The sequence below is a fragment of the Methanosarcina mangrovi genome (assembly GCF_052057765.1).
Classification (GTDB): Archaea; Halobacteriota; Methanosarcinia; order Methanosarcinales; family Methanosarcinaceae; genus Methanosarcina.
The window spans coordinates 3,862,880-3,889,592 of record NZ_CP195120.1 but is presented as its reverse complement, the minus strand read 5'-3'; the positions used below and the strand labels follow the sequence as shown (position 1 = coordinate 3,889,592).

Sequence of the window (26,713 nt, the reverse complement as noted above, 5' to 3'; positions counted from 1 at the left end):
GTTAAAACCATGCTTGAAAGACTGAAAGACTCACTTGTTAATTCTCCTGTAATCAAGCGAGGGGAATATAACTATTTCATCCATCCTATTTCTGATGGCGTCCCTTCCATCGATCCCCGTCTGGTAGAAGAGATTTCCGATTACATTGAAAGGATAGCAGATATGAACGTTGACACTATCCTGACCGTGGAAGCTATGGGCATCCCGGTTGCAAGTGCCCTTTCCCTGAAAACCGGAATTCCTCTTACCATTGTCCGGAAGCGGCCTTACTTCCTTGAAGGGGAAGTTGAACTCTCCCAGAGCACAGGCTATTCGAAAGGAGCCCTCTATATAAATGGGCTCAAAAAGGGAGACAGAGTAATTATCGTGGACGACGTTATCAGTACAGGGGGAACACTTCTTTCCCTTGTAAAAGCGTTAAAGAACATGGGTGTCGAGGTCACGGATGTAATTTCCGTTATCGGGCGCGGAGACGGCTATCTCAAGTTAAGGGAACTTGGAGTTGAACCCAAGATTCTCGTCACAATTGATGTGAGCGAGAAGGGCGTGGAGATTCAGGATGTCTTTGGGGATCAGTGAAGCATTCGATTTAAGGCCTGACTATATAATCAGTGTGATAAAGGATACGAAAGCAAAGCTTGTGGGTTTTCAGTTTCCCGAAGGGTTAAAACGCAAAGGTCCGGAACTTGCAAAACTCGTTGAGGAGGCAACCGGAGCTGAGGTGCTCATCTCGGGAGACCCATGTTTCGGGGCGTGCGACCTTGACAGGACTCTCCTTGACCACGTAGAGCTTCTTTTCCACTTCGGGCACGCGGAACTGGAAGATGTCAGGCTTTCGGATAAGGTGTACTTTATCGAAACCCGTTCCTCGGTTGATGTCCGGCCGGTTGTTGAGAAGGCTCTTCCGGAACTTAAAGGAGAGAAAATCGGGCTGATCACCACTGTCCAGCATGTCCACAAGCTGCCTGACGTGTGCAGGGTGCTCGAGACCGGAGGAAAGACCTGCGTCATCGGGCGCGGGGACTCAAGGCTTGCCTATGCGGGGCAGGTGCTGGGCTGCAATTTCTCGGCAGCAAGGGATGAAGTCTGTGATGAGTACCTTTATATCGGAAGCGGGGATTTCCACCCTCTGGGGGTAGCCCTTTCCACAAAAAAACGTGTCCTTGCAGCTGACCCCTTTTCCGGGGAAGTCCGGGAGGTTGACCCATCAAGGATTCTCCGCCAGAGGAGTGCGGTAATTGCAAAGTCTCTGGATGCACAGGTTTTCGGGATAATTGTCTCAAGCAAAAACGGGCAGATGAGGATGGAACTTGCTTCTTCTCTCAAAGAAATTGCAAAAAAACACGGAAAAGAAGCCCACCTTATCCTTATCGATCTCGTAACTCCCGACCAGCTGCTTCAGTTCAAGGTGGATGCTTTCGTAAACACCGCCTGTCCGCGGCTTGCCGTGGATGAAGTGGGACGTTTTCCCTCCCCCATGCTGACCCCTCAGGAGTTTGAGATCGTGGTTGGAGAACGCGAGTGGGAAAAGCTTGTGCTCGATGAAATTACCGAGGAGCCTGTATAACTTTTTATAGATATAAAATCAGAGGATACTCACAAAACGAAGTGGAGACTACTCACGAAACTAAATTAGAACACATTCACGAAATACGAAACCAATAAAATTCAAAAGATATGAAACAGAGAAAACTTGAAATGCTGCTCGAAGAAGTCGAAGGTTTTTCAAGTCCCGAACTTGAGCTGGAGCAATACCAGACCCCTTCTCTTCTTGCGGCGGAAATCCTCCATTTTGCTTACATGCAGGGAGACCTTGACGAATCGGTCCAGGACCTAGGCTGCGGTACGGGAATTCTTGCAATAGGGGCAAAACTTCTGGGAGCAAGGAGGGTCGTGGGATATGATACGGACCCAAAGGCGCTTGAGGTCGCCAGAAAAAATGCCGAAAAGCTCGGAGTGGAGGTTGAGTTCGTTTGCTCCGATATTACGGAAGTTTCAGGGCATGTAAAAACCACACTCATGAACCCTCCTTTCGGGTCAAGAGTTAAAGGCAGGGACAGGCCGTTTCTTTCGTCAGCGTTAAGAACGAGTGAGGTAATATATTCCATCCACAACCGCGGAAGCCTTGCTTTTATCCAAAAGTTCATTAAGCCTGCGGTCATTACACACTCTTACGTTGCGAAATTCCCTCTTAAACGGACTTTCGACTTCCATCAAAAAGAAAGAGAAATAATTAAGGTAGAGATTTACAGGGTCGCTGTTCATGAATGAGGCCTGTGTTCAAATGCCTGTGTTCAAATGCCTGTGTTCAGGAATTTAGTGCCTCATGTTTTACAGCTTTACATCTTCAGCTTTCACTTTAAAAGGCGGAATTAATAAATCTCTGTATGGGAACGGGTCAATAGTGTAGAGAACATCTCCGCAACAATGGGACAATTTCTCCATAACAATGGAACAATTTATCCGTAACAATGGAGCAGGTCCATGGCGTAGATAGATACTTCGGGAAGGTTATCTAAATAATTTGATGGCTGGTACAATAATATAGTTACTTTATAATAATATAGTCTGTATTCATTGAAACGTATGCCACGCTAAGGGAAGAACTAACTGGAAAATATTGAGGAAGAAGATTGCTCCTGTTCCTCCCGAAAATGAATTCTCTATGGGTCCAGTTGCCGCCAAAAACTCTATAAAAATTACTGAAAACCAGTAGAACGACTTATTTACGTCCACTAATAGCGATAATTCGAATGAGGGATCATGATTAGAATCCGAAAAAATAAGACTACCAGGAAGAAATTAACCGGGCCTGGGGAAGGAAAGCCGGTTGCTGAAAAATCGGTTCCAGTAGCTGCAGAAAGCAGGGAACAATTTAAGGGCCAGCCCAGGGAGCAGTTTAAAGGTCAGCCCCGAAGCCAGTCCAGGGACCAGTATAAAGGCCAGTCAAGAGAGCAGTTTAAAGGTCAGAGGGATCAGTCCAGAGACCAGTTCAAGGGGCAGTCCAGGGACCAGTCAAAGGATCAGTTCAAAGGTGACCTTAACAAAAAGAGAAGGTTCCCATATCCCAAGAAATCTCCCAGAGATAGAAAGGAAATGCCGGGGCCCAGGCCGCCTGCCAGAGAACCTGTGAGATCCGAAGAAGACCTTGAAAAAGGAGGCTTTGTCCTTCCGGGCGAGCTTGTCGGGACTACGGAAGAGTTCAAACCGGGAGGCGGAACAGTAGTAATTGGCGGAGATATCTATTCCACTGCCACAGGAAATGTATTCATTGACAGAAAGGCCAGAGTAGTCTCGGTTAAGCCAAACACCCTTACTCCAAATATCCTTAAGGTAGGGGACATAATTTACGGCAGGATCACTGACGTCCGCGAGTCCGGGGCAATGGTAGAAGTTGCAGGAATCGAAGGAAAGGAGGACAGGGAAATTGTCGGCTCAAGGCCAGGGGATATCCATGTTTCAAATGTGCGGGATTCCTATGTTAAGAGACTCTCAGATGAGTTCAGGCCTTCTGATATCGTAAGAGCAAGAGTCATCGACGTTGACAGAATGCGCCTAACCACATCCGAAGATTCCCTTGGAGTTGTAAAAGCTTACTGCTCAAACTGCAGAGGCGAACTTGTCCTGGAAGGGAAAAAGCTTAAATGCCCTGTCTGCAATATGACTGAAACCCGTAAGATCTCAACCGAGTATGGGAAAGGAATCAGGTAAATTTCTCTTTCCCAATCTTACTTTATGCAGGTTTCGGCATTTTATGGCGGATTATGCATTTTGCGGCAGGCTGTAATAGCCGGCTATATTACTCACCATTTACAGGTGGTCACCAATGGAACTGAACATCCTTAATAAAACAAATAACGAGCTTGAAGTCGAGCTTAGAGGCGAAACTCATACCCTTCTTAATCTTCTTAAGGACCTCCTGATCAAAGATGAAAGGGTTGAAGCGGCTTTCTACGACATGAAACATGTGAGCATCAGTGACCCGATCCTTTACATCAAAACCGACGGTACAGACCCGATTCTGGTCTTAAAGGAAGCGGCAGCAATCATTATTGCTCAATGCGACGAGTTCATCGATGTCTTCAGCAAGGCAGTAAATGCCTGAAGCCGATGACTGCAGGACGTCTCTTTAAAAGACGTTTTGCTCTTTTTTCTTCTATCAGAAACTTTTTCCTGCCCTATACTTACAGGTAAAGTACTGGACAGTATTTTTCTTTTCAACTTTTCCTTTCTTCTTTACTTTTACGCATCGTCTTTTCACTTTATGCTCCCGGAGCAACGAAATCCGGCAATCCTTTTTACAGTGGCTCTCCACGGTAGTTTACTTCCACGTTATTTTACTGCCCTTTTTACGAGTTGTTTCTGGAATACCTTTTTATGAATTCCTGATATATCACTGGATACATAGGGCTTTAAGCGGTCAATTCGCATAAGAAACGATAAATCAATCTACAGTAACTTGTTTGTAACTGGTTTTTTACAGAACAGTGCGGGCTGGACCAGAAATTTATCGTTTGAATAGGAAATTTACCGTTATCACTGAGGTATAAAGAAAATGACACTTGATGACTCATCTTTACAGAAGTTTGGTTTCATAAAACGAGAAACCCTCGGCAGCATAAATATCGACCCTCTGCAGACTGGCGGGCTTTTGACCGAGGCAGCCAGGCAGACCCTTGTGGAATGGGGAGACGGTTATTCTGTCTGCGACTTCTGTGGTGGGGTTCTTGACCAGATTAAAAAACCCCCGATTCATGATTTCGTACATAAGGCTCTCCCTGAGTTTCTGGGCTGTGATGAGGCAAGGGTTACAAACGGGGCAAGAGAGTCTAAATTTGCGGTTATGCATTCCATAGGAAAGCCCGGAGACTGGATCGTGCTTGACGGGCTTGCCCATTACTCCTCTTATGTCGCAGCCGAAAGAGCTGGCCTGAATGTAAAAGTGGTGCCTCATGCAGGCAGTCCCGAATACTATCTCGACCCCGAAGGGTACGGGACCGCAATCGAAGAGGTCACAAAGGAATGCGGAAAACCCCCTGTTCTTGCCCTTGTAACATATCCTGACGGGAGCTACGGAAACATCCCGGATGCGGGAAAGATCGCTTCCGTCTGCCACGAATACGACGTCCCTCTTCTCCTGAACGGGGCTTACTGTGTGGGAAGGATGCCCGTATCCGCAAAAGAAATCGGAGCTGACTTTATAGTGGGCAGCGGGCATAAGTCAATGGCAGCATCCGGACCTGTCGGAGTGCTCGGAGTAAGCGAAGAATATGCCCCAATCGTATTCAGGAAATCCGTATACAGCAAGGTAAAGGAAGTCGAGCTTCTGGGCTGCACTGCCCGTGGGGCAACGATTATGACAATGATAGCCTCTTTTCCCGAAGTGGTAAGGCGCGTCCGGAACTGGGACCAGGAAGTTGAAAATGCCCGCTGGTTCTCTGAAAGGCTTGAAGGTATGGGCTTTGTCCAGCGCGGACAGAAACCCCATTCTCACGACCTTATGTTCTTTGAAGCTCCGGGTTTCTATGCGATCTCCGAAAAGGTCAAAAACGGCAGATATTTCCTCTACAGGGAGCTGAAGGAAAGGAATATCCACGGCATCAAGTCCGGGCTTACAAAGTACTTCAAGCTCAGCACCTTCGGGCTCGGAAAAGAAAAGCTCGGTGCTGTTGCGGACTCTTTTGAAGAGATTCTGAAGAAGTACGAGAATGTTTAAAATCTGCTAAATCGGGTCTTCTTTGATGCCCGGGGTAATCTGACAGTCCGTCCATTATCCCAGGCATACGAATTCCTTTTTTTAATCTGTTCTTATTTTTCTTTTGTAACTTCAAAAAAACGGCAGTTTAAATGCTCTACGGTATCCAGGCTGGAAAATATTACAAAAAAGTTTTGGAACTGTATGTTTTGTTTTCCAATGTTTCCGGGGTTAAAAAAATAAATCCCTGTTTTCGGGGTTTGTCTGTTTTTACTTCTTCATTTCCACGTTTTCCACATACCCTTCTCCCCGCGGGGTTGGGGCATAAAATACTTTTCCTTCCTCTTCTATTTTTTCGATGTAAAGTGCCTCTTCCAGCATGTTGAGGTGGAAATTTGCCATGCTGTCGTTCAGGTTGAATTTTTCTTTTATTTCCTCATAGGATTTTCTCTCACTTCCGAGCGAGATAAGGATCTCTCTTCTCGTGGTATTCTGAAGAACCTTGAGTCCGAATTTATGGTCTTCGGTCGGGTTTCTCGTCAGTTTACCTTCACGTTTCATTCGCTCGAGCCATTCTTCTTTTCTTCTTGCATTTTCATCTGAATCCATATTCGGTCACCTTTCCATGAGCATTCATTTACTAAAAAATCAAGAGTCAAACGATACCATGTAGACCTCATCCCCAAGCTTACGCTCCTTCACCAGTTCGCAGTGTCTTAGTATTGCAAGCTGGTTCATTGTTTCCTGAAGGGTGAGTCCAAAAAGCTTCGAGATTTTTTCGGAGGTAGCTCCTCCATCTTCCAGGATAAAGTTATAGATTTCTTTTTGCAGTTCGGTCAGGCCCTCAGTTCCTTTAAATCCGTGCTGCTTTCTGAAGAGTTTCATTGAGCGCACTGCAATTGGGTCTGCAAACTTTATTTTTTGATGCTCTTCCAGATAGCAGTCCTCACAGATTATCCGATCGTTCTCTTTGACGGATTCGTTTTCCTGAATTTCTTTCCCGCACGCTGGACATATTACAAAATAGGGGATGTCTGGATCAAGTTCCCGGTTACCGAATTCATTCGTTTTTACCAGGCCGTGGAACTCAAGATAACTCACTATTTCGTAAACTGTTGACCTGCATAATCCATATTCGGCTTTTGCCTTTTTGATAACATCCCGGATATGGAAACCGCAGTCCGTGTGAGCTGTTTTAATGCACTCAATTATCCGGATTTCTTCTTCATCCAGCATAAGTTTCATTGAAATCTCCAGGAATATTTGATCGGGCAGAAACAACTTTCTGATGGAAAACGATTTCAAAACCCGAAGTTTTCATTTCTCACAAAATCGGGAATTCTGGAATAGTCTTTATTTTGGTATCCGTCTCTCTATTTTTTCATCTTTTTAGTATAAAAACATATCGTTATCTATATATATATAAATTTCCTCTTTCAGAAGATCTTTCATTAAGATTTCATGTAAAGATTCTATTGCTTTTCAGGTACCTTTACTAATATCACCGGTTCCTTCGTTTCGCAATCCAAAGTTCCAGCACTTAATTTATAAATAGACAAGAGGTTTTTTATTCACATGAGACTGAACCCTGAACTCGAATCAATCGAAACGCTTGCAAAAATCGTCCTTACCGCAGCTCGGACCGCCCCCAAAGGCAAAGGGATTGACGATATCGTAACCTGCCTCCTCTCGCCTGAAGAAAAAACCGAACTTGCATTCAGGATGGAAGAGTTAAGCGAGATCAAAGGCCTCAAATTCCTGCTCCGGGACGCCCGGAATGTCAGGGACGCCGATACCGTCATCCTGATCGGGCTCAAAGCTTCGGGTGTGAGCAGCCTGGACTGCGGAGCCTGCGGCTTTGATACCTGCAAAAAGATGCTTGAACATGAAAAGGTACAGAAGGAATTCTTGGGTCCCCAGTGTATGATCAAGTACCTGGACCTCGGGATTGCCGTGGGCTCGGCTGCCGCAAAAGCAAAAGACCTCTGCATTGACAACCGGATAATGTACTCTGCCGGAGCTGCAGCCTGTTATTTTGAGATGATCGATGCGGATGTGGCAATGGGGATTCCGCTGAGTGTCACGGGGAAAAATGTCTTTTTTGACAGGAAGTCAACGAGATAAAGTTCCGGAATGATATTGAAAAATGGGGGGTCAGGAAAACCAGGTCCCCTGCAAAAAAGAAAGTATTAAATCAGGTATGAACAGCTTTTGTTTCCGCTTTTCACCTGTTTTTACCTGAAACTTTTCAACTGCTCGAAATCGAGGGTCGCAAAGTAGTCCTCGATGGTCTCGGCCCTGCGGATCTGCACAACGCTTCCGTCTTTTCTCAGCAGGAGCTCGGCAGAGCGGAGTTTCCCGTTGTAGTTGAATCCCATGGCATGCCCGTGGGCTCCGGTGTCGTGGATCACCAGGATGTCTCCGACTTCTACTTCAGGGAGCATCCGGTCGATTGCGAATTTGTCATTGTTTTCGCAGAGGGAGCCGGTTACGTCGTATTTATGGACAGGGGGCTTGTTTTCTTTCCCGAGTACGGTTATGTGGTGGTATGCCCCGTACATACCGGGCCGCATCAGGTTTGACATGCAGGAGTCCATGCCCACGTAGTCTTTGTAAGTGCTTTTCAGGTGCCTGACCTGCGAGACAAGGTACCCGTAGGGACCGGTGATGACCCTGCCGCATTCAAGGTAAACCTTGAGGGGAGCAAGCCCGTTAGCTGTTATGGTAGCATCGTAAGCCTCTTTTACGCCTTTTGCTACAGCTTCGAGGGAGACCGGCTCCTGTTCGGGCCTGTAGGGGATGCCTATTCCACCGCCGAGGTTTACGAATTCGAACCGGACTCCAAGTTCCTTTGAAATCTCAACTATGAGTTCGAAGAGAATCCTTGCGGTTTCAACGAAGTAGTCGGAGTTAAGTTCGTTCGAAGCAACCATTGTGTGCATCCCGAAGCGCTTTACGCCTTTATCCCTGAGGATCATGTACCCTTCAAACATCTGTTCCCGCGTAAAGCCGTATTTTGCCTCTTCGGGTTTTCCGATGATTGCGTTTCCTTCCTTGAGAGGGCCGGGGTTGTACCTGAAGCAGACGATTTCCGGAAACCCTGCAGCTTTTTCCAGGTAGGGGATATGGCTGATGTCATCAAGGTTGATAAAGCCGCCAAGTTCCTTTGCTTTTGCAAATTCTTCAGCCGGCGTATCATTGGAGCTGAACATAATATCGTCGCCGATCATCCCTGCTTTTTCCGCAAGGATCAGTTCCGGCAGGGAACTGCAGTCCGCCCCGAAGCCTTCCTCTTTAAGGATCTTGAGAATGAATGGGTTGGGGAGGGCTTTTACAGCAAAAAATTCCTTGAAGCCGGGGACGTCTTTAAAGGCGGATTTCATTCTTCTGGCGTTTTTCCTGATGGCTTTCTCGTCATAAATATGAAAGGGAGTGGGATATTTTTCCGTTATTTTCAATATTTTTTCTTTTGTGAAGGGGAGGTCCTTTGAAACCATTATCTTAACCTTTTACCTGATTTTTGTTCAATCGGTTTTTTAATCGATTTTTGTTTAATCGGTTTTTTAATCGATTTTTGTTTAATCAGTTTTGTATCAAATTGAATTTTTACTCCTTTATTAGTTTTTCCTCCATCTCCTGCACTATCCTAAAAAAAGTATTGATTTACAGAAACGGATCACATTGTCTCAAAAAGATGTTAAGTTTCTGTTATTTTACACAAGTTTCCGATAAACCGGTTACTTTTGGACTGGCGGCGTAAGCTGTTTTTTGATTTTTCTTCTCAATCCCGGAGTTTTTTGAAAATGTCCTTAAGCTTTGAGTAAGGGTAGGTATTGACAATGTCTTCTTTTTCGAGCCAGCCCCTTCTCGCCTGCCCGAGCCCGTAACGCATGGAAGCAAGATCCGACACGGAATGGCTGTCCGTTGAAATACAGAATTTCAGCCCATACTCTTTTGCCCTCAGGATAAGCTCATCGTTAAGGTCCAGCCTTGAGGGCTGGCTGTTTATCTCCATAACCTTCCCGTTTGCCGCTGCCACCTCAAAGATCGTTCCGAAATTAACCGCATAAGCCTCCCTTTTCCCGAGCAGTCTGCCTGAAGGGTGGGCAAGTATGTCAAGGTGCCTGTTTTCAAGAGCGGTGACGATTCTTCCTGTCATCTCCCTTTCCGAAGAGGAAAAACCTGAGTGCACAGCTCCGACTACGATATCGAGTTCTTTAAGAATCTCATCCGGGTAGTCAAGGCTCCCGTCTTTAAGGACCTCTACCTCGGAACCTCGGAGGATTTTTATTCTGAAGCGTTTTGACAACTTTTCGATCTCTTTCCACTGCTCTTTCAGAGTATCGATTTGCATCCCGTGTGCAATTCTCTGGGAACGCGAATGGTCTGTAACGGCGATATATTCATATCCCATATCTTCAGCTTTTTTTACCATTGTCTCCAGGCTGTCCTTTCCTTCGCTGTAGTTCGTATGCAGATGGAGGTCCCCCCTGAGGTCTTTTGCTTCTATAAGTTTTGGAAGGGCATTTTTTGCTGCGGCTTTAATCTCTCCCCGGTTTTCCCGGAGTTCGGGTATGATGTATTCAAGCCCCAGCTTCCTGTAGACTTCTTCCTCACTTTTGCCTGCAACCTGTTTTCCGGAAGCTTTTTCGTACAATCCATATTCTGAAAGCTTGTAACCCTCTCTTTGGGCAATATTCCGGAGTTCTATGTTGTGCTCTTTTGAGCCCGTAAAATACTGAAGCGCAGCCCCGTAACTTTCAGGGGGAACCGCCCTCAGGTCTACTTCCAGTCCTTCTTTGAGGATCACGCTGCTTCTTGTGATGCCTTTTGAGACCACCTGTCCAACAGCAGGGAGGGAAACAAAAGCACTCATTACCTTTCCCACCTGTTCTCCTTCTGCTTCTGCAAGGATATCGATATCCCCTATAGTCTCTTTCAGCCTGCGCAGGGAGCCTGTGTAGATGAGCTTTGAGAGGTCGATTTCCGGGGTTTTGCTCCCGCGTTCGGTTTTCAGGGTAGTTTTGAGGGCAGATATGATCTCTTCGGCGAGTGGGAGTACCTTTCCAAGCGCCATTCTGGAGTGGCTTTTTTCGTAATTTTTAAGTGCCCGGGAAATATTTTCTTCGCTTTTCTCCCCGAAGCCTTCAAGCCTCCTGATCCTGTGCGCATTAACCGCATCTTTCAGGTCCGAAATTGTTTTTATTTTGAGCTCATCGGCAAGTCTTTTTGTCTTTTTTGCTCCAAGACCCCTGATCTCCATCAGCTCGGTGGTGCCTGAAGGGGCTTTCCCTTTTAGCTCTTCAAATTTTTTCACCTTCCCGGTTTCGAGGTATTCGGCTATATGGTCAGCAATGGCTTCCCCAATCCCCGGAATTTCTGTCAGCCCCTTTTTTCCCTTTCTCTCATAGACTTTCTCAATGTCCTCTCCGAGGTTTTCGATATTCTGAGCTGCCCGCCTGTAGGCTCGCGGTTTCCATTCTATCTGCTGGAACTCCATAATGTCAGCAGTTTCATATAACAATTCGGCAATTTCACGGTTTCTCAACAGCTTTCTACTCCTTAGCTCACTACTCCTTAATGGTTTTATACCCCTTTTTCGCCTTTTTTACTTCAGATGTCTCTGATTTCCGAGCCTGTTTTCAAATTCCTTCCTTCAAATCCCTTATTTCCCTAACCGTTGTGGCATCATAGGGCGCTCTGTCATACCTTATACGCAAAAAGCGGGGAAAACGCAGTGCAAGCCCTGTTTCTCTTTCCCCTTCTCCCGCAGTATGTCCCGGGCTCTTTGTAATCTCCGAGCCGAGGACTTCAATAACGACTGCCGGTTCCATGAAGATATCAGGAAGCATCCCTTTTTTTATGATGACATTCTTTGGAGCTTCAATTACCGTGTGGGCTGAAAGCAGGCTGTTGATTTCTTCGGCATCCGCTTCAGAAAAACCCGTGCCCACCTTTGTGAAAGTTTCAAATTGCTGTTCTTCTTCATTCAGGACTGCACAGAGGAGTGCCCCGAAGGAGCCTTTCCTTTTCCCTCTCCCATAATAGCTCCCGACAACCACAAGGTCAAAGGTTTCCCTCATGCCCTCGGAGTATTCCTGTTTCCATTTGAGCCAGAGCCAGCTCCTTTTCCCGGCTTCGTAAACCGAGCTGCTGCTCATGGATTTGACCACAATTCCTTCAAGTCCCTTCTCGATGGCTTCGTTAAAAAAATCCTCAAGCTTCTCTATATTTTCAGTAACAGTTCTTCTGGTGAGGTGCACTATTCCTGACCCGTTAACATGCTCTTCGAGAAGAACTCTTCTTTCAGGGTAGGTTTCCTTCAGAAGGGACTCTCCGTTGAGGTAAAGAATATCAAAAAAGAACACTGCAACAGGGCATTTCTCCCTGTACTTTTCGACCTCGTATTTTCTGCGCCTCTGCATCAGGTTTTGAAACGGGTAGAACTCTTCTATCGGGGTATTATCTTTTTCCTGTTCGGCATATGCAACGATTTCCCCATCAAGCACAATCTCATTCGCAGAGATACTTTTCCTGACGGCTTCGATAACGTCCGGATACTGGGCAGTGATATCTTCAAGCCTGCGGGAGAAAGCTTTAATTTCGTCTCCGGCTTTGTGGATCTGTACCCTTTCGCCATCATATTTCTCCTCGACTGCTTTTTTCCCTTTAATTCTTTCTTCAAGCTCTTCAAAGCTTTCAACACGCTGAGCAAGCATTGATTTCACAGGTCTTCCCGGTTTTATGGAGAAATGCCCCGGAGCCCCGGCTCCGTACTCGGCAAGGGTCTGTGCAAGTTCTCCGATATCCGTGCAGACACTGTAACTCTCTTTTATTTTTCCTGCCTGCTTTTTGTCCCCTGTAAAGGCAATGGAGAAGGCTTCGAGCAAAAACTGGTCCCCAAATCCCAGCCTGAGCCTCCCAAGTACAATCCTTATTATGTATTTTCCTTCTTCGGGAGTGGCCTTCTGAAGAATATCCGAAAGAAGTCCGATCTTTTCCTCCTGACTCCCTTTTCCCGAAGCTTCTTTTATCTGTCTCAGCCTTTTGAAAACCTCCTCAATGGTCAGAGACGCTTCTTTTTTTTCGCTCAGCTCAAAATCCACGTCTCCCAGGTCTCCTGCCCTTGCATATCGCTTTTTGACCTCTTCTTCGGAAACTCCATAGGCTCCTGCGATGGCTTTTGTAGCAAGCCTGTCTTTAATCCCTAACGTCGTGTTCTCAAAGGCAGGGCCTATGCTCCCAAGAAAAAGATAAGCACTATCCTTCACCTCGTCCCCTTTTAGTCCCTCAAAAAATCCGGCAAGCTTCCTTACGATTTCCTTATGGGACGTGATCCGTTCGAGCTCCTCAAAAAGCTCTGCAAGCTCCTTAAACCGCGCCATTGCCCTTTTCTCCACAAAAGCGGTTTGAAATTTCCCCAATTACTATTCCCTGCTCCGGTCTTTATTGCTTTGCACCCTTAAGTTTCTAAAACAGATCCTCACTTCCGGTAAGGGGTAAACCAGTACTCTTCGGCATCTCCCCCCTTTTTACCGAAACATTTAATATCTAAAAGATGCATGAGAAGAGTACACAGCAGTTCCTTAAGATGGTTTGCGACTGTGGTTTAGTGGCTATGACCTGAGCTTCCCAAGCTTAGAACCCGGGTTCGAATCCCGGCAGTCGCATCCTGAGCTTTTTTCTTAATTCTTTTTTCGAAAAATTTAATCTTGTATTTCTCTTCTCATTTTTAGCAAAATTTTTGTAGCTTTTTGAATCAGACATCTGAAAAGTCAAGGAAATTTTTTCCTGTAAACCATTCTAAAGCGTTAAGATGTTTCTCTTTGATATCCATTCCGGCTTTTTCAAGAGTTCGATTTCCTGCTGAGTTCTGAACTTAACCATCCAAATCTTTTTAGCATTAAAATAATATTCTTTCTTTGGGTCGAGGTTGTGGAAAAAGACATGGAGTTTTGGAAGGCGTTTGCCAGACGAACGTCACAGGTTATCACAGGCTTATTATTGTTTATGGTGGTGTTTTTTCTTTCAGCCGGGCGGATCGGCCTTCCAAGAGCATGGTTTTTCTTTGGCATTTATTTTGTCTCGTTGCTCTTCAATATGGCTATTTTCCTCAAGTTCAATCCTGAAGTCATAAGGGCACGGAGTGAAATAAAATGGGGAGAAATGAAGTGGTGGGATAAGCTGTTTGCAGTACTCTATATCGTGTTTCTTCTCTTAGTGTTTATTGTTTGTGGGCTCGATGTTGGGAGATTGCATCTTTCCAGCACCGGGATGGGGTCTTTGGTATTCGGTGTGATGATTTTCGTTGTGGGCTGGGTGTTTGTGGTGTGGGCAATGATTGAAAACAAGTTTTTTGAAACTACAGCCCGGGTCCAGATGGAAAGAGAGCACAGGGTTGTTTCCACGGGACCTTATGCGATTATCCGGCATCCGGGTTATGCCGGAATGATTCTGTTTTACGGTTGTTCTCCGTTTATCATCGGTTCTCTTTATGGGCTGATCCCTGTAGTATTACTTTCTTCTGCTTTTGTTTTTCGCACATACTTTGAAGACAGGCTGCTCTACGAGGAGCTTTCAGGATACAGGGAATATACGAAAAAGGTAAAGTACCGTCTTTTACCATTTGTTTGGTGAGGACTCTATGAGAGAAAAAGTTAAAGTATTTATGTAAGTGCCCCAAAAAAATAAGTAAATGTCCTACAAAAATAAGTAAATATCCCAAAAAAATAAGTAAATGTTACCCAAAAAAAGATGTTTTAAATGTTTTTCTGTATCTCCTGTAAGTAGTCGTTGTAGCATTTTTGAGCCTATCCTTTTTTCGGTTATTCGGGCACGATGAAATGGGTGATCCCGGCAGTTCCAGCAAGAATTTGTAGAATCCCCATAATTTACGGATTCAAACATCCGAAAAATCAAGTGTAAATTTTTTCCTGTAAACCATTCCCTGAAATATTGCCACGAGATCTCCTGAGTCGTCCGTGATGTTCACGGTATAGGTGGCGATTTTCGGGTTTATTGAAGTTTCCTTTGCTTCGGCAGTGAGAGTCCCTTTTGTTGCAGCTTTTACAAAAGAGATGTTTGAATTGATCCCAACTGCAGCAATCCCGTATGCATTCGAAGCTGCGGCAAAAGCAAGGTCTGCAAGGGTAAATATTGCGCCTCCCTGCACTGCCCTTAAAGCATTAAGGTGTTTTTCCTCTATCTCCAGTCTGGCTTTTGCATAGCCTGGAGCAGCTTCCAGCAGTTCTATTCCTGAATGTGCAGCAAACTTATCTTTTTTAAAAAAACGCTTGAGATCTTCCATAATAACGACTCCGATAATTGTCAGTAAAGTCACTTCCCATTTGCCATATTTTTAATTAAAGTTATGCTTTCCGAATTAAATTCGGGAACACATTTTCTTCTCTTCCGTTCGAAAGCCTATTCACGTTTTCCCTAATTTATTTTCAAACTCCAGTTACTTTTAAATCTCTTTTTAAAGCAGATTTCAGTCAAATTTTTGATTTTGAAATTGCGCTTCTTGTTCCGATTTTTAATACTAATTTCACTACTTATTACTAAGTAATTTTACATTACCCGCAAGCGTCTAATAAGCCGGAGTTTTAGATACATTTATGGATGGAAGGAAGAGATCCGAACTCGGGGTTGAAGTACTGGAAACCAATACACTGGGAATTAAAAAAGAAACCGGAGACGGATTTAAAATAGTTATGATTGAAACAGGTCGTGGAAGGGTTGAATGCCGTTACTATGCGGCAGAAGGGGCGAGCAAAGCGGTGATTATGGTCGGAGGGAGAGGAGGGGGTTTTGATACTCCTGCAGGTGGTCTTTATCCCCGTTTGTGTGTGGATTTGCTGGATTCCGGAATAAGTTCGCTAAGGGTCAGGTTCAGGCATCCCACCGATCTGGCAGAAGCTACTATGGATGTGCTTGCAGGAATTGAGTTTTTAAAAGGTGAGGGCATTTCCGGGTTCGGACTGATAGGGTATTCTTTTGGAGGCGCCGTGGTTGTTCAGGCTGCGCATAATGAGGGCGCTGTAAAAACCATAGTCATCCTTTCCACTCAGAGTTCAGGAATTAGCCCGATCTCCGACCTTACCGAAGGGGTTTCAGCACTTTTGATCCATGGGGATAAGGATGAAACACTGCTGTCAGGGAGTTCGATATACGCATATTTCCTGGCTCATGAACCGAAAAAGCTCACGATACACGAAGGGGCAGGGCATGATTTGGCAGAAGTATCAGATGAAGTGTATAAAGAAGTAAAAAGCTGGATTGAAGACTACTTAAAATGAGTTCTTTCCGCCTTTCGGGTTACTATCTTTTATAAGTTTTATAATTTTTTCCTTCTGGTTTCTGTTCAACTGTTATTTCTGTTCAACCTTTATTCATTGAAGCTCAATATCTAATTTTCATTTAACAATTCTGACTTAAAAAGTGTTTACTGATTGTGAAAATCTGACTAACCCTCCATATAGTTAAATAGAGATTAAGTATTTATAAATTCTCCCTTTATTATTAAATTGGTTTATATTAAACCTACTTTTATTTAACTGGGAATTATTAATCTAACTGGGTCAGAAGACCGAATTAGTGTATGGGGGTATAGAATGAAAGTGAAACTAATAGTTTCTCTGATGGCGTTATGCCTAACCCTGTCCATCGTATCCGTGCAAGCGCAGACAGATGCGGACGAGGACATGGATAGCACAAATCTGATCGTGACCGGAAATATTGCTAAAACCGTTACGTGTAATATGACCGGAAACGCTGTTGTGATCGAAGAAATGAATAAAACTACCGAGAGTACGGATAACGCTACCGAGAGTACGGATAACGCTACCGAGAGTACGGATAACGCTACCGAGAGTACGGATAATGCTACTGAAGAGATAACATGTACTGTGACTGGAAAAATGATTTTAATCAAAGATCTGAGTAATATGACCGAAAAGGCGGTTATAGTCGGAAAAACGGATAGCATGCCCGGAAACGTGATTATGTTCGGAAAAATGGATTACATGCCCGAAGGCATGGATAACATGACCGAAGGCATAGGTGACGTGACCGTACTCATGGCCGGAAATATGACCGGAACCATGATGTGCAACATGAAAGAAATGAATAAGACTGTCGAGGGTATGGATAACATGACCGTACTCATGGCCGGAAATATGACCGGAACCATAACAGGTGATATGACCAAAAAAGCAATTGTAATCAAAAATATGGGTGATATGGAAGAAATAGCCGAAAAAATGAGTAATACGACCTGGACGGCCGAAGACCTGGCTAACATGACTGAATCCGCGAAAGTATGTAATATGACCGGAAAAATGCTTATAATCAAAAATATGGATGACATGACCGGAATGGAAGAAGACATGGATGATATGGTCGGGATGGACGGAGATACGGCTGTAATCGGAAATATGGATAAAATGGTGGAAATAGAAGACATGGACAGGACCATGTACAACACAACCGGAAAGATCCTGATAATCAAAAATACGGATAACACGATTGAAGTTGTGACCAAGCCCATTACATTGAACGCGACTGAAAGAAGGTCTACAATCGGAAATATGAAGTGAACGATAGCGTGACCGAAAGAATTGTATGGACAGGTTGATTCAAGTGTTCGTTTCCATTACAAACTTCGGTCTGGAATCAGGGCTGTGAATCTGCATATTCACAGTTCATCATTTTTTATTTCTAAACTACATTATAACAGCTGTGAGTTGTCCTTAATAAAATTTGTTTTTCTTCTGATCCATTGGATAAAAACTATCTTCAATGAAACTATCTTCAGCGAAACTATCTTCAACGAAACTATCTTCAACGAAACTATCTTCAACGAAACTATCTTCAATGAAACTATCTTCAATGAAACTATCTTCAATGAAACTATCTTCAATGAAACTATCTTCAACGAAACTATCTTCAACGAAACTATCTTCAACAAACTTGTTTTTGCAAATCTATTCTCAATAGGGCTATTTTCATCAGAAATGAACTTTTTTGATTTTCATCTTAAAATTAGTTCTCTAACTAAAATATATTCATCTGAGATGTCTTAAATGCCCTTATGAGGCTATAATATTCACAGGTTTTTTATAATTGTGTGCTTTTTCTTTTAATCTTCTGTATAATTTAAGTAGAGAAGGAGATTATGGACAGGGAGCAACTGCAGCAGGAACGAATGGATTTACTTTACCAGATTAACGAGATTCTGGATTTTCCTCTGATTTTGCTGTCAATAGTTTGGTTGGCTCTTATTATTGTCGACCTTGTCTACGGGCTCTCTCCGCATTTGCAAATCACAATTGATGTAATCTGGGGTATATTTATAGTGGATTTTTTTATTGAGCTGTATATTGCTCCGAAGAAAAAGGTCTATTTAATGGAAAACTGGCTTGTTGCTCTTTCTTTATTTTTCCCTGCTTTGCGGATTTTAAAGTTATTCGGAGGATTCCGGGTACTTAAATTCACGAGTTTCGTTCGGTCTTTTAATCTTGTTCGAATTCTCTCTTCATTTAACAGGAGCATAAGGACTGTCAGGCAGGCAGTGAAGCAGAGAGGCCTGGAATATGTCCTCTTGCTTACCGCTTTAATTACTTTTTTAGGGGCAGCTGGTATGTACAGTTTTGAGCGTCCCGGACTCGGTTCCTATTGGGATGCCTTATGGTGGACAGCCATGATTATGACGACGATAGGGAGCGATTACTGGCCCGAAACCTTTGAAGGAAGAATACTGACTTTTTTATTATCCGTTTATGCTTTTGCAATCTTCGGATACATAACGGCAGCCCTTGCAAGCCTTCTTATAGGCAAGGAAAAAGAAACTTCTTCAAAAGAGGTCGCAGAACTGCGCAGTGAAGTACAGCGGCTTTCCAGTGAAATTAGCAGGTTTTCTGACAGGGAAAGGGAAAAAAGGTAATTTTCAAGTAAGTTTCTCTATATATTTCATTGACTGTGCCTCTACTCGTTACTCTTGTTTTTCCTGTCACCCTTATCCTTTCCTTTCCCGTTACTTGTTTTTTCTTCCTTTTTCCGCACCTGTATGAAGGCAGGCTGCTCTGCGGGGAGTTCCCGGGATATGAGGAATAAACGGCAAAAGTAAGGTGCCGGCTGGTCCCGTTTGTCTGTTAAGGCTGCGGAAAAAGCAGAGCCAGGAAGAATAATTCCTGTAAAAAAGATATGGGTGAGATATTGCAGTGAGATATTGCAATAGGATAAAAACAGTCTCAAATTGAAGAGTAAATTTAAACCTATCTATCAGATTCTCATCTGGATTATGATCTCATCATTCGGAATCTGAGATTTTCATCTGGATTGTGAAATTACCGTCTGGGTTATAAGATTACTATTTAAATTCCCGAAGGGGATTCGATCGCGTCGTAAGGGCAGTGTTCAGCGCATCTCCCGCATTCCAGACATATCGACCCGTCAATTTTATAAATTTCCCCTTTGCTGATGGCGCCTGAGGGGCATAATTCTTCACATATCCCGCAGGCTGTACACTTTTCTGTAATTTTATATCCCGGTTCTGCTACTTTTGCCCCTCCGAAGGCGAACCTTTCACGCTTTGGAGGGATGCCGGATAAATCGAACATCTCCCCTACTCCGGAAGATAAACAAAAGACCTCCAGAATATCTTTTGTATCCTCCGGGTATATTTCATCAAGAACCGGATTAATTTCAAATATTTTTTCCAGAAAAATGTTCTCAACGAATTCTATCCTTCCCCTGACCCTTACCATAACATAGTTTTTATCCACGCCTACAAGAGCTATTTCCGGATTTTTCCTTAACTGCCTGTAATAGGTTTTTCCCCTTGCTGTGAGAAAATAGAGCTTCTCATTTTCAACCAGCATTACATCGCTCATCCTGACTGCCGGTTTTCCATCGTCCACAGTTGCAACAGCAACGGATTTGATGTTTCTTAAGAATTCAAGCGGATCTTCCATACCCCCCACCCTTAGATTTTCATCTTTACTTTTTCATCTTTACTTTTCATCTTTACTTTTCATCTTTACTTTTCATCTTTACTTTTCATCTTTACATTTTCATCTTTACATTTCTTCCTTTCAAATCATCTCTTTCTCAAAGTTTTTTTCAAATCTTCACTTTTCCAAATCCCCTCTTCTCATTTCGTAAAATACATAAAAAGGCTTAGCGAGGTCTCCCCCTAAAGGAAGCGGGTTTTGATAATGGCTTCGCTGCCTGTATAGTATTATTTTGGATATTGTGATGATATATACCTTCACCAGATCCGCAAAGAAGCTATAACAGTTCATCAGGGTCAACTCTCTTTTATCCCGGACCCTCTAATCCTTCCTTTTCCAGTAGGTTTCTGTCCCGTTACAGGTTATGTCTGCAGCCGCAGGGACCTGGCTGAGGATGAAGCCCAGGTTCATCAGATCCATGCAGGAACCCATGGAGTTTAACAAAATCAGAATTTCTGCCAATGGAGTCAGCCGGCCCAGAAGTCCGAGGATTAAGGGCAGAGCTGCTGAAATAGTTAGAAAAGGAGCTACCGTGATGAGAACGTACCTTAGCTTTGGCAGGCTTTCTTCCGAATAAACATATCCTCCGGAGTAAGTGACCCCAAAATATGTTTTATCTGACCTGATAACGTTAGGAATGAAGATCAGGTGCAGGAATTCATGGCCTAGCAGCAGCCCCATAAGCCCTGCAAGGCCCTTCAGGTTTATGGTTGCGGATATTCCCTGTGCTGTGAGTCCGAAGTCGGCAAGGGAAAAAGCTGTAAATATATTGAATATTTTTATGGTTGCAAGGGCGCTTAAGCCCATTATGGGAACCACTAGCAATCCGATGCTCACGATATTTTGAGGTTCGCGCAGCTGTATCCAGTTGCTGGCTATTAATTCCGATTGCCTTTCGGGATTTGCTTTCGGCATTCTGTTTCTCAGCCGGATAATACCTTCTCCCTTTATTCGCTCACTGATACCAGTCAGTTATCCGGGTATATCAATGAAACCACCCTATATCGTCAGTAATACGTCAATAATATCATGGACCTGACCATGTGCCATAACCCGCAGTCTGTGCCTCCGTACCACCGGGGCAAGGAATCCCGATTCCCGGAAAGTGGGATTGGGAACTTCATTTTGTCTTTTTCTCTTAAGGATGACATTGGAGATCAGCCGGAACAGAAATACGACGAGGACCAGATGGGTACAGGACCTCAAGGAAAATTCCACCTGTCAGATAGGCAGGAACGGATAAGGGAAAAGCTACATGGATATCTAACAGATGCATTGTCAGGCCGACCCGGGTTTCGATTATGTCAAAACCGAAACCCGGGAGAACCGAATACAAAAACCACCCTTTTTTGAGATTCTTTCGTCCGGGATATCCGGAAAAACGGTTTTCTGGCAAGTTCTATGGCAATAAACCCGAAAAAAGCTGTAAGGATTATTGCTGACCATGATCAGGCCCGGTTTTGTACGATCGGATGGTCCGCGCCGAAATATGTCAGGATCGTTTTTCCAGCCCCCATCAATAAAACCTGGCCCAAAAAGTCTTATCCGAGGTAGTCAGCCTGTTCAGGTTATAATTTTTGTTATGAGTTATTACCTGAATGTATCTCTCAGAGGTTCTGAAAGAGAAATTTGAACTTCAAGGGAGGGTTTTGAAATTTTCCAAAAATTTCGACCTTTTTCCTTCATTCAAAAATTCCAATTCCCGTATCTCTGAAAGTTAATTAAAATAATAATTGTAGATATTGTGGCGTTTCTCTAAAAACGATAACAAGAAAAATGCTGTTTTTTTAAGAACATCAGCTGGAAGGTCTGATACAAAATAATTTTTTAGAGATATGCCGGCTTAAAAACATATCGTGTATTATATATTTCTTACATAACATTCGTTCCTAATTTATATTTCTCTATATATTATATCTTCTGGATGTTAATTCCATGTTGGTACAATTTGTGGGTATAATTTGTTGGTATGATTTGTTGTATAATTTGAAATTACTTACATCGGTAAATAGGGGCGCGGATAGAATTTACCAGTCGATTTTGAATAATAAATCAAGATTGTTGATTGGTAAAGTAGTATTTATTCAATGCATTTGCCGATTGAAAGTAGGCTGAAAAGCCAGCGACCTTAAAATTGTATCAATATGAGAAAACTATGGGAGTGTACACAAATGGGAAAGCTAAGAAAGGCACTGACTATTCTGGTACTAGTCTGTTTTGCACTATCAATGACAGCTGCTTCAGCAAGCGCATGTTATGAGGAAGAAAACGTCTATGACAACAACGATAACTGCTATGACAACAACGATAACTGTTGGGGCTACAACAATAACTGCTGTGGCTTCAACAATAATTGCTGCTGTTTCTTTGGTTTTCTGTGGCTATTTTTCGGAAGTTGCTTTGACAGCATAATATGCTGTTGCATATTCTAATTGGTCCGAGGCAGAAGACGGAAAATCAAGTATAAATGAAAAATGTAAAACCAATGACGACCTGTTCGCACGGTTCTGTTTGATACCGAATGGCAAAAATCAAAGTGGGCCGATGAATTTGTCTGGTTTTACATTTTTTATGATTCTTGTCTGGTAAAAATTAAAGCTTCAAAGGCATCTGATTTTTGATCCGGTTTCGCTATTCTAAATAATTTCCAGGCTCGCATCACTCGTTTTGCTTCATTGATCGGGCTGATTTACATTTTCCCGTTCCTGATTTAGTTCCGGTGCAATTTCTAATCTCCCGATTATCTCGCTGAATTTTTCCGGAAAAGCCGCTTTTATCATTCTTAAAGCAATTTTTGCATCCACACCGTATCAAAGAGCTTTCCTTTCTTCTTTCCTACCTCACGGAACCTCCCGCACTCCGTGAAACCATGTTTCCGGTGGAAACGTATGCTTCCTTCGTTGAGGGAGGAAATATTTGCAAGGATGCAGTGAAGCCCTTTTTCCCCGGCTCCGGTAAGGAGGTATCCGAGCATTGTGGCCCCGATTCCTTTTCCGGTGAACTCGGGCCTGATGAAATAGGTTATCTCGGCGGTTCCCGCCAGGGTAGGCATCGGAGATGCGGGTGGAGCATCCCGAAGCCCAGGACATTTTTGTTTTCATCCTTTGCGGCGACAGTGGGATATCCGGCTGTATTCCGGAGGAATAAGTCAAAAAATTCGTAAGGGACTTTCCTTTCGGGGTAAGCGGCAAAACTGTTTTCGATGTAGTGGTTGAAGATGTCGATTACAGCTTCCCTGTCTTCGGAGGAGATAGGAACCATGTTATATTCCATTTCATGCACCTGTTTTCCTTTTTTTGGAATTTTTGTTCAGAAGTTGTATTGAGAAATCATATTGAGAAATTATACTACAATTTTATATTGTATAGGTACTATACAATAATTGCAAATAACCCCCAAACTATTTTAATTTAGCTGCTATACAAAATCTTCCCCGGGTTTTTTAGCTCATGCCTCTTCAAAAGTTTCAGGCCTGAAACTTCCGGGGCTTCCGCTGTTCATTTCTACTGTTTCATGCAGCGGTCAAGCATCCTTTCAAAATGTTTGTGAACCCTGAGCAGCTTTTCTATATCTGCGTCGCTCATCTGCTCAAGCTCGTCCCGGATTCCGGTTTCAAGGGACTCGTGGAGGGCTTTGTGCCACTCGAAGGCTTCCTGTCCGAAACCGGTAAGTTCAAGCATGATGTTCTTTTTGTTGTCAGGAGTCCGGGCTCTTTTTACGAGCCCTTTTTTTTCGAGCTTCTGCGCCATCTGGGAGATTGCCCCCCTGGTCACTCCGAGATGGGAAGCAATGGACGTCAGGTTCTTTTCCGGGTATTTCCCGACCACCTCTATGATGTGGAACTCCGAGGGGTAGAGGAGTATGCCGTTTCCGAGATTCACGGGTTTTTTTTCGAGCATGTATGCTTTGTTCAGGATGCGGATTCCGGTCTCAAGAAGGATGGTAACCTTTTTGTCCAGGTTCAAAATCTCCACCTGCTGTTTCTTTAGCTGTAATTCCTGTGTATGCCTTTTTTTTTGGAATTGGGAGCGAATTCCTTATATTTTTTTTGATGGAATTCATCCCTGTCCTTTCTACTCTCTCACAAGATCCTTCTTCCGGGACACAGCCTTGCCTTCATATACCTGTGCTTACAGGGTGGGCCTGTCTAGGAGTTCGAAGGCTTTGTTTATAAGGTATTTTCGGTGTTTTGGATCCTTACTCCTCCAGGCCACTCTCAGCAGCCCGTAACTCATGTAGAGAGGGAGAACCTGCTTTATCTGGCGGTATTCCTCTTTGTCCAGGCTGTAGTTTCGGAGGAAACTTTTGATGTGGGGAAAAGCGGCAGAAGCAGTGCCTTTTCGTGCGAAATGGTGGAAAATTTCGGCGCTCAATATCCCGAGGTCGTGGACAAAGTATCCGTGTCCTGTGGAAAGTTCGAGATCGAGTGCATAGATTTTTCCCCTATAGAAAAGATAGTTTGCCGGGGTTGCGTCGCGGTGTATCGTACAGCCGCTGGTTCTGTCCAGGCGGGAGTCGTTTTCCCATCTCTCGAGCTTTTTTTCATATCGCTGTCTGGTAGAACCGTGCAGGGGCATATGGGACAGAGTGCTGCGGATCTTTGTAAAATCCCTCTTTTTTTCGTAATTGCTTTTCGTATCCCTATGGAGCTTGCCAAGCAGGTAAGCTATGACTTTTAACTTTTCGTCCAGGTCCTTTTCGTTTTTCAGGTACCAGGAAAAGGGCTTTCCGGGAATGTATTCCGTAACAAGCACGCAGTCGAAATGCCTGTTTGCCGCAATGGGGCAAGGGATATCTATTGTTTTTTCAAGCCTCTTGAGTTTGTGATACTCGTTCAGCATCGCTCCTTTGCAATCGTATTTTTTTATTTTTCCTGTGGGTTTCCCAAAGAATTTTGCAATAACGCTGAAGCCTTCTCCCTCAAACTCATATCTGCAGACCTTGTGGGACGCCGGCCTGACCCTGAATTCCCTTACATTGCACATGGGATTCTTTATCCTGTGTCCCTGCACCCGGACCAGCCAGTCCCTGAAAGAATCTCCAGGCTTCAATTTTCTAACGTACTCCCGTGAAACTAAAATCCCCCCGGTTTCAGAATCAGATATTGGACTCTTTCCCTGTATTTGACATCAAATATTGAAATCTTTACCTGTGCTGGAATACTCAATCTTCTCTTCCGTACCTAATTTGGGTGTCAGGGTATAAAAGCACCGGGCAGTTCCTGAACTATCCTATTCATAATCAATAAATTTTGAATTATATACAAGACCTGGATTATCCCTTAATCTCCTTATTTTGTTTAATCAGAAAAGGACTAAATCCCACTGAAACAAATTTTATTTGTGTACATCGGACATTTTGCTGTTGCATATTTACTGATCAGCATGTTTCCTGAAGTTCCGCCTTTAGTGCCCCTCATAGGAGTCGGGTTCCCGGATATACTCTGGCCTTTCTTTGTGTTTCTCGGGCTTGAAAAAGTGGAGATCAACAAAGACTCGCCTCTCCAGGAGTATATCAGGTTCGTAAGCTACCCTTACTCCCATTCGCTATTGATCTCTTTTTTAATCTCATGTATTGCAGGTTTTATCCTGGGAATTTTCATGAGCCCTCTTGCAGGAGCCATTTTTATCGTTGCATCTGTTTCGCACTGGTTCCTGGACACTGTCGTGCACCTGCAGGACCTTCCTGTGACCGGATTTAAAGGCGGCAGGAAAGTGGGATTCGGGTTATGGAAATACCCCCTCGTTGCTTTCATGTCCGAGTTTGTTTTTTATGCGCTGGTGACCATTCTGGTTATGCCTCCTGCTTACATCCCGGGTTTGCTGGCGCTGGGGGCTCTCGGGCATCTGTTTAACATCAATTCTTTTTTCGGGTTCACAAAAGACAACCCCACCAAATCCGATAAAGCCTATGCTATTTTTGCTTTAATCGGTTTTATCGGGTTCAGCCTTGTTGCAAATTACATTCTTACAGGGTAACGATTAAAATCTGCTGATAAAGGTAAAGGAATTTTCATTCGGAATTCCCCCTCCCGAAAAAGAATTATGTGCAGGATATTCGGGAAAATGATCCCAGGAAAATGATTCCAGGAAAATGATCCCAGGAAAATGATCCCAGGAAAATGATCCCAGGAAAATGATCTCGGGAAGATAGTTTACAGGGAGAAGGTCTTCAGGAAGAGTGCTCGCGGAAAGGAAAAACTATGTGAACGAAAACACCATAAATAAAATCATTTTCAGAGATCAGCGTTCGGATATCAATACAAAAATAGAGGCTCCGAAAACGAGAGGATCGGATTGAACAAACAGAATTTTATTTATATATCCATTTTTTTAGTTCTTTTAATAGCGGTATTGCTTTTTGCCTTACAGCCTGAAGACAGTCCTTCCGTACCTGAAAGTCCGGCAGGGTTTGAGACCGTGAGTGTCGATGAAGCCAGGGAAATGATCGAAAAAGGTGAGGTTTTCGTGCTTGACGTCCGCACCCCTGCAGAGTTCAAAGAATCGCATATCGAAGGGGCAACCCTGATTCCTGTTACGAATTCCGGCGGGTCAAATTTGAGTTCTGATCAGCTCCTGGAAGCCCGAATAAACGAAGTCCCAAAAGACAAAAAAATACTCGTTTACTGCAGGACAGGGCACAGAAGCACTTCCGCAAGCAATATTCTGGTAGCTGCCGGATACTCGGATGTCTATAATATGCAGGGCGGGATCACAGCCTGGACAGGCGCAGGGTATCCTGTTGTAAGCTCAGCCGGCCAGGAAACCGCCAGCTGACCTGCGGTTGAATCGCCCCGCAGATGACAAGCTCGGTTATGCCTGCTTCTTTCAGCCGGGAAAGGAGTTCTGTCTGGAAAAAGCTATTTGGGAAATTCTTTTCAATGACCGTTTCCCCTGCAAGGGGCCGGACACTGGCGTGGATATCTGCTCCGGGGGTTTCGGATATGAAGAAAGTGGCTCTTTTAATTTTTCCGGCTCTTGAATACAGCTTTCCCCCGGTACGGCAT

General features: G+C 44.0%; 32 protein-coding genes and 1 tRNA gene. 16 read left to right on the top strand and 17 right to left on the bottom strand.

Features of this window, described 5'->3' with window-relative positions:
- Positions 1-9: 9 nt before the first annotated feature.
- From hpt to pscS, 6 genes are all read left to right on the top strand, one after another.
- Positions 10-579 carry a hypoxanthine/guanine phosphoribosyltransferase gene (hpt, locus tag ACSAZL_RS17195; protein WP_440945819.1) on the top strand — a complete coding sequence of 190 codons (570 nt, stop codon included), beginning with the start codon at positions 10-12 and terminating at the stop codon, positions 577-579.
- Positions 560-1,567, top strand: a complete 1,008-nt coding sequence (dph2, locus tag ACSAZL_RS17190; protein ID WP_440945818.1) for a diphthamide biosynthesis enzyme Dph2 — start codon at positions 560-562, stop codon at positions 1,565-1,567. Before hpt ends, dph2 begins: the two co-directional genes overlap by 20 nt.
- Positions 1,568-1,677: 110 nt before the next feature.
- Positions 1,678-2,271 (top strand): METTL5 family protein, encoded by a 594-nt coding sequence (locus ACSAZL_RS17185; RefSeq protein ID WP_440945817.1) that lies wholly within the window; start codon positions 1,678-1,680, stop codon positions 2,269-2,271.
- Between the two features lie 492 nt (positions 2,272-2,763).
- On the top strand, positions 2,764-3,711 hold the full coding sequence (locus tag ACSAZL_RS17180; RefSeq protein WP_440945816.1) for an exosome complex RNA-binding protein Csl4: 948 nt from the start codon (positions 2,764-2,766) through the stop codon (positions 3,709-3,711).
- A gap of 115 nt (positions 3,712-3,826) precedes the next feature.
- Complete coding sequence (locus ACSAZL_RS17175) at positions 3,827-4,105, top strand: DNA-directed RNA polymerase subunit L (RefSeq protein ID WP_440945815.1); 279 nt, start codon at positions 3,827-3,829, stop codon at positions 4,103-4,105.
- 450 nt (positions 4,106-4,555) lie between these two features.
- On the top strand, positions 4,556-5,716 hold the full coding sequence (pscS, locus tag ACSAZL_RS17170) for an O-phospho-L-seryl-tRNA:Cys-tRNA synthase (protein ID WP_440945814.1): 1,161 nt from the start codon (positions 4,556-4,558) through the stop codon (positions 5,714-5,716).
- A gap of 249 nt (positions 5,717-5,965) precedes the next feature.
- Here pscS and ACSAZL_RS17165 read toward each other — a convergent pair whose 3' ends face one another.
- Both ACSAZL_RS17165 and ACSAZL_RS17160 read right to left on the bottom strand, forming a co-directional pair.
- On the bottom strand, positions 5,966-6,304 hold the full coding sequence (locus tag ACSAZL_RS17165; RefSeq protein WP_440945813.1) for a winged helix-turn-helix domain-containing protein: 339 nt from the start codon (positions 6,302-6,304) through the stop codon (positions 5,966-5,968).
- Between the two features lie 39 nt (positions 6,305-6,343).
- The gene (locus ACSAZL_RS17160) at positions 6,344-6,940 is read right to left on the bottom strand and encodes a hypothetical protein (RefSeq protein WP_440945812.1); all 597 of its coding nucleotides are present in this window, start codon (positions 6,938-6,940) and stop codon (positions 6,344-6,346) included.
- 330 nt (positions 6,941-7,270) lie between these two features.
- On the opposite strand from ACSAZL_RS17160, the gene ACSAZL_RS17155 reads away from it, so the two are divergent.
- Complete coding sequence (locus ACSAZL_RS17155; RefSeq protein ID WP_440945811.1) at positions 7,271-7,819, top strand: ferredoxin domain-containing protein; 549 nt, start codon at positions 7,271-7,273, stop codon at positions 7,817-7,819.
- Between the two features lie 110 nt (positions 7,820-7,929).
- Here ACSAZL_RS17155 and lysA read toward each other — a convergent pair whose 3' ends face one another.
- The 3 genes from lysA to ACSAZL_RS17140 all read right to left on the bottom strand — a co-directional run bounded on the left by lysA (position 7,930) and on the right by ACSAZL_RS17140 (position 13,119).
- Positions 7,930-9,192, bottom strand: a complete 1,263-nt coding sequence (gene lysA, locus ACSAZL_RS17150; RefSeq protein ID WP_440945810.1) for a diaminopimelate decarboxylase — start codon at positions 9,190-9,192, stop codon at positions 7,930-7,932.
- A gap of 284 nt (positions 9,193-9,476) precedes the next feature.
- A complete protein-coding gene (gene polX, locus ACSAZL_RS17145) occupies positions 9,477-11,243 on the bottom strand; it encodes a DNA polymerase/3'-5' exonuclease PolX (protein ID WP_440945809.1) in 1,767 nt (588 codons plus the stop codon).
- A 94-nt stretch (positions 11,244-11,337) separates the two neighbouring features.
- Positions 11,338-13,119: an ATP-dependent DNA ligase gene (locus ACSAZL_RS17140; RefSeq protein ID WP_440945808.1), complete on the bottom strand. Its 1,782-nt coding sequence runs from the start codon at positions 13,117-13,119 to the stop codon at positions 11,338-11,340.
- Positions 13,120-13,293: 174 nt separating this feature from the next.
- Here ACSAZL_RS17140 and ACSAZL_RS17135 point away from each other — a divergent pair.
- A tRNA-Gly gene (locus ACSAZL_RS17135) sits at positions 13,294-13,365 on the top strand.
- Positions 13,366-13,542: 177 nt separating this feature from the next.
- On the opposite strand, the gene ACSAZL_RS17130 is transcribed toward ACSAZL_RS17135, so the two are convergent.
- Positions 13,543-13,770: a hypothetical protein gene (locus tag ACSAZL_RS17130; RefSeq protein WP_440945807.1), complete on the bottom strand. Its 228-nt coding sequence runs from the start codon at positions 13,768-13,770 to the stop codon at positions 13,543-13,545.
- A 13-nt stretch (positions 13,771-13,783) separates the two neighbouring features.
- Between ACSAZL_RS17130 and ACSAZL_RS17125 the strand changes: the two genes are divergently transcribed.
- Entirely contained in the window at positions 13,784-14,332 is a 549-nt protein-coding gene (locus tag ACSAZL_RS17125; protein ID WP_440945806.1) for a methyltransferase family protein, read from the top strand.
- 262 nt (positions 14,333-14,594) lie between these two features.
- Here the strand turns inward: ACSAZL_RS17125 and ACSAZL_RS17120 are convergent, their stop codons facing one another.
- Complete coding sequence (locus ACSAZL_RS17120) at positions 14,595-15,002, bottom strand: PaaI family thioesterase (protein WP_440948885.1); 408 nt, start codon at positions 15,000-15,002, stop codon at positions 14,595-14,597.
- 310 nt (positions 15,003-15,312) lie between these two features.
- Between ACSAZL_RS17120 and ACSAZL_RS17115 the strand changes: the two genes are divergently transcribed.
- The 4 genes from ACSAZL_RS17115 (at position 15,313) to ACSAZL_RS17100 (ending at position 18,638) form a co-directional block, all read left to right on the top strand.
- Complete coding sequence (locus tag ACSAZL_RS17115) at positions 15,313-15,993, top strand: alpha/beta hydrolase (protein ID WP_440945805.1); 681 nt, start codon at positions 15,313-15,315, stop codon at positions 15,991-15,993.
- 315 nt (positions 15,994-16,308) lie between these two features.
- A complete protein-coding gene (locus ACSAZL_RS17110; protein WP_440945804.1) occupies positions 16,309-17,292 on the top strand; it encodes a hypothetical protein in 984 nt (327 codons plus the stop codon).
- 147 nt (positions 17,293-17,439) lie between these two features.
- Positions 17,440-17,778, top strand: coding sequence for a pentapeptide repeat-containing protein (locus ACSAZL_RS17105; RefSeq protein ID WP_440945803.1), 339 nt, complete (start codon positions 17,440-17,442; stop codon positions 17,776-17,778).
- Positions 17,779-17,870: 92 nt separating this feature from the next.
- Entirely contained in the window at positions 17,871-18,638 is a 768-nt protein-coding gene (locus tag ACSAZL_RS17100; protein WP_440945802.1) for a potassium channel family protein, read from the top strand.
- A 430-nt stretch (positions 18,639-19,068) separates the two neighbouring features.
- Here ACSAZL_RS17100 and ACSAZL_RS17095 read toward each other — a convergent pair whose 3' ends face one another.
- The 3 genes from ACSAZL_RS17095 to ACSAZL_RS17085 all read right to left on the bottom strand — a co-directional run bounded on the left by ACSAZL_RS17095 (position 19,069) and on the right by ACSAZL_RS17085 (position 20,622).
- Complete coding sequence (locus ACSAZL_RS17095; RefSeq protein ID WP_440945801.1) at positions 19,069-19,668, bottom strand: 4Fe-4S binding protein; 600 nt, start codon at positions 19,666-19,668, stop codon at positions 19,069-19,071.
- Positions 19,669-19,824: 156 nt separating this feature from the next.
- The gene (locus tag ACSAZL_RS17090) at positions 19,825-20,007 is read right to left on the bottom strand and encodes a hypothetical protein (RefSeq protein ID WP_440945800.1); all 183 of its coding nucleotides are present in this window, start codon (positions 20,005-20,007) and stop codon (positions 19,825-19,827) included.
- A 21-nt stretch (positions 20,008-20,028) separates the two neighbouring features.
- Entirely contained in the window at positions 20,029-20,622 is a 594-nt protein-coding gene (locus tag ACSAZL_RS17085; protein WP_440945799.1) for a DUF3267 domain-containing protein, read from the bottom strand.
- Between the two features lie 1,359 nt (positions 20,623-21,981).
- On the opposite strand from ACSAZL_RS17085, the gene ACSAZL_RS17080 reads away from it, so the two are divergent.
- Positions 21,982-22,119: a hypothetical protein gene (locus ACSAZL_RS17080; RefSeq protein WP_440945798.1), complete on the top strand. Its 138-nt coding sequence runs from the start codon at positions 21,982-21,984 to the stop codon at positions 22,117-22,119.
- Positions 22,120-22,379: 260 nt separating this feature from the next.
- On the opposite strand, the gene ACSAZL_RS17075 is transcribed toward ACSAZL_RS17080, so the two are convergent.
- The 6 genes from ACSAZL_RS17075 to ACSAZL_RS17050 form a co-directional block, all read right to left on the bottom strand.
- Positions 22,380-22,511 carry a hypothetical protein gene (locus ACSAZL_RS17075; RefSeq protein ID WP_440945797.1) on the bottom strand — a complete coding sequence of 44 codons (132 nt, stop codon included), beginning with the start codon at positions 22,509-22,511 and terminating at the stop codon, positions 22,380-22,382.
- Positions 22,490-22,759, bottom strand: a complete 270-nt coding sequence (locus ACSAZL_RS17070) for an N-acetyltransferase family protein (RefSeq protein ID WP_440945796.1) — start codon at positions 22,757-22,759, stop codon at positions 22,490-22,492. The genes ACSAZL_RS17075 and ACSAZL_RS17070 overlap by 22 nt, the downstream gene beginning before the upstream one ends.
- Complete coding sequence (locus ACSAZL_RS17065) at positions 22,729-22,980, bottom strand: hypothetical protein (protein WP_440945795.1); 252 nt, start codon at positions 22,978-22,980, stop codon at positions 22,729-22,731. The genes ACSAZL_RS17070 and ACSAZL_RS17065 overlap by 31 nt, the downstream gene beginning before the upstream one ends.
- Positions 22,981-23,210: 230 nt before the next feature.
- Positions 23,211-23,681, bottom strand: coding sequence for a MarR family winged helix-turn-helix transcriptional regulator (locus tag ACSAZL_RS17060; protein WP_440945794.1), 471 nt, complete (start codon positions 23,679-23,681; stop codon positions 23,211-23,213).
- Positions 23,638-23,769, bottom strand: coding sequence for a hypothetical protein (locus tag ACSAZL_RS17055; protein ID WP_440945793.1), 132 nt, complete (start codon positions 23,767-23,769; stop codon positions 23,638-23,640). Before ACSAZL_RS17055 ends, ACSAZL_RS17060 begins: the two co-directional genes overlap by 44 nt.
- Positions 23,770-23,837: 68 nt before the next feature.
- Positions 23,838-24,758 carry an aminoglycoside phosphotransferase family protein gene (locus ACSAZL_RS17050; RefSeq protein WP_440945792.1) on the bottom strand — a complete coding sequence of 307 codons (921 nt, stop codon included), beginning with the start codon at positions 24,756-24,758 and terminating at the stop codon, positions 23,838-23,840.
- A 291-nt stretch (positions 24,759-25,049) separates the two neighbouring features.
- Here ACSAZL_RS17050 and ACSAZL_RS17045 point away from each other — a divergent pair, with 291 nt between their 5' ends.
- Both ACSAZL_RS17045 and ACSAZL_RS17040 read left to right on the top strand, forming a co-directional pair.
- The gene (locus ACSAZL_RS17045) at positions 25,050-25,685 is read left to right on the top strand and encodes a hypothetical protein (protein WP_440945791.1); all 636 of its coding nucleotides are present in this window, start codon (positions 25,050-25,052) and stop codon (positions 25,683-25,685) included.
- Positions 25,686-26,060: 375 nt separating this feature from the next.
- Entirely contained in the window at positions 26,061-26,483 is a 423-nt protein-coding gene (locus tag ACSAZL_RS17040; protein WP_440945790.1) for a rhodanese-like domain-containing protein, read from the top strand.
- On the opposite strand, the gene ACSAZL_RS17035 is transcribed toward ACSAZL_RS17040, so the two are convergent.
- Positions 26,419-26,628 (bottom strand): isochorismatase family protein, encoded by a 210-nt coding sequence (locus ACSAZL_RS17035; protein WP_440948884.1) that lies wholly within the window; start codon positions 26,626-26,628, stop codon positions 26,419-26,421. The two genes, ACSAZL_RS17040 and ACSAZL_RS17035, sit on opposite strands and share 65 nt — an antisense overlap.
- Positions 26,629-26,713: the final 85 nt, after the last annotated feature.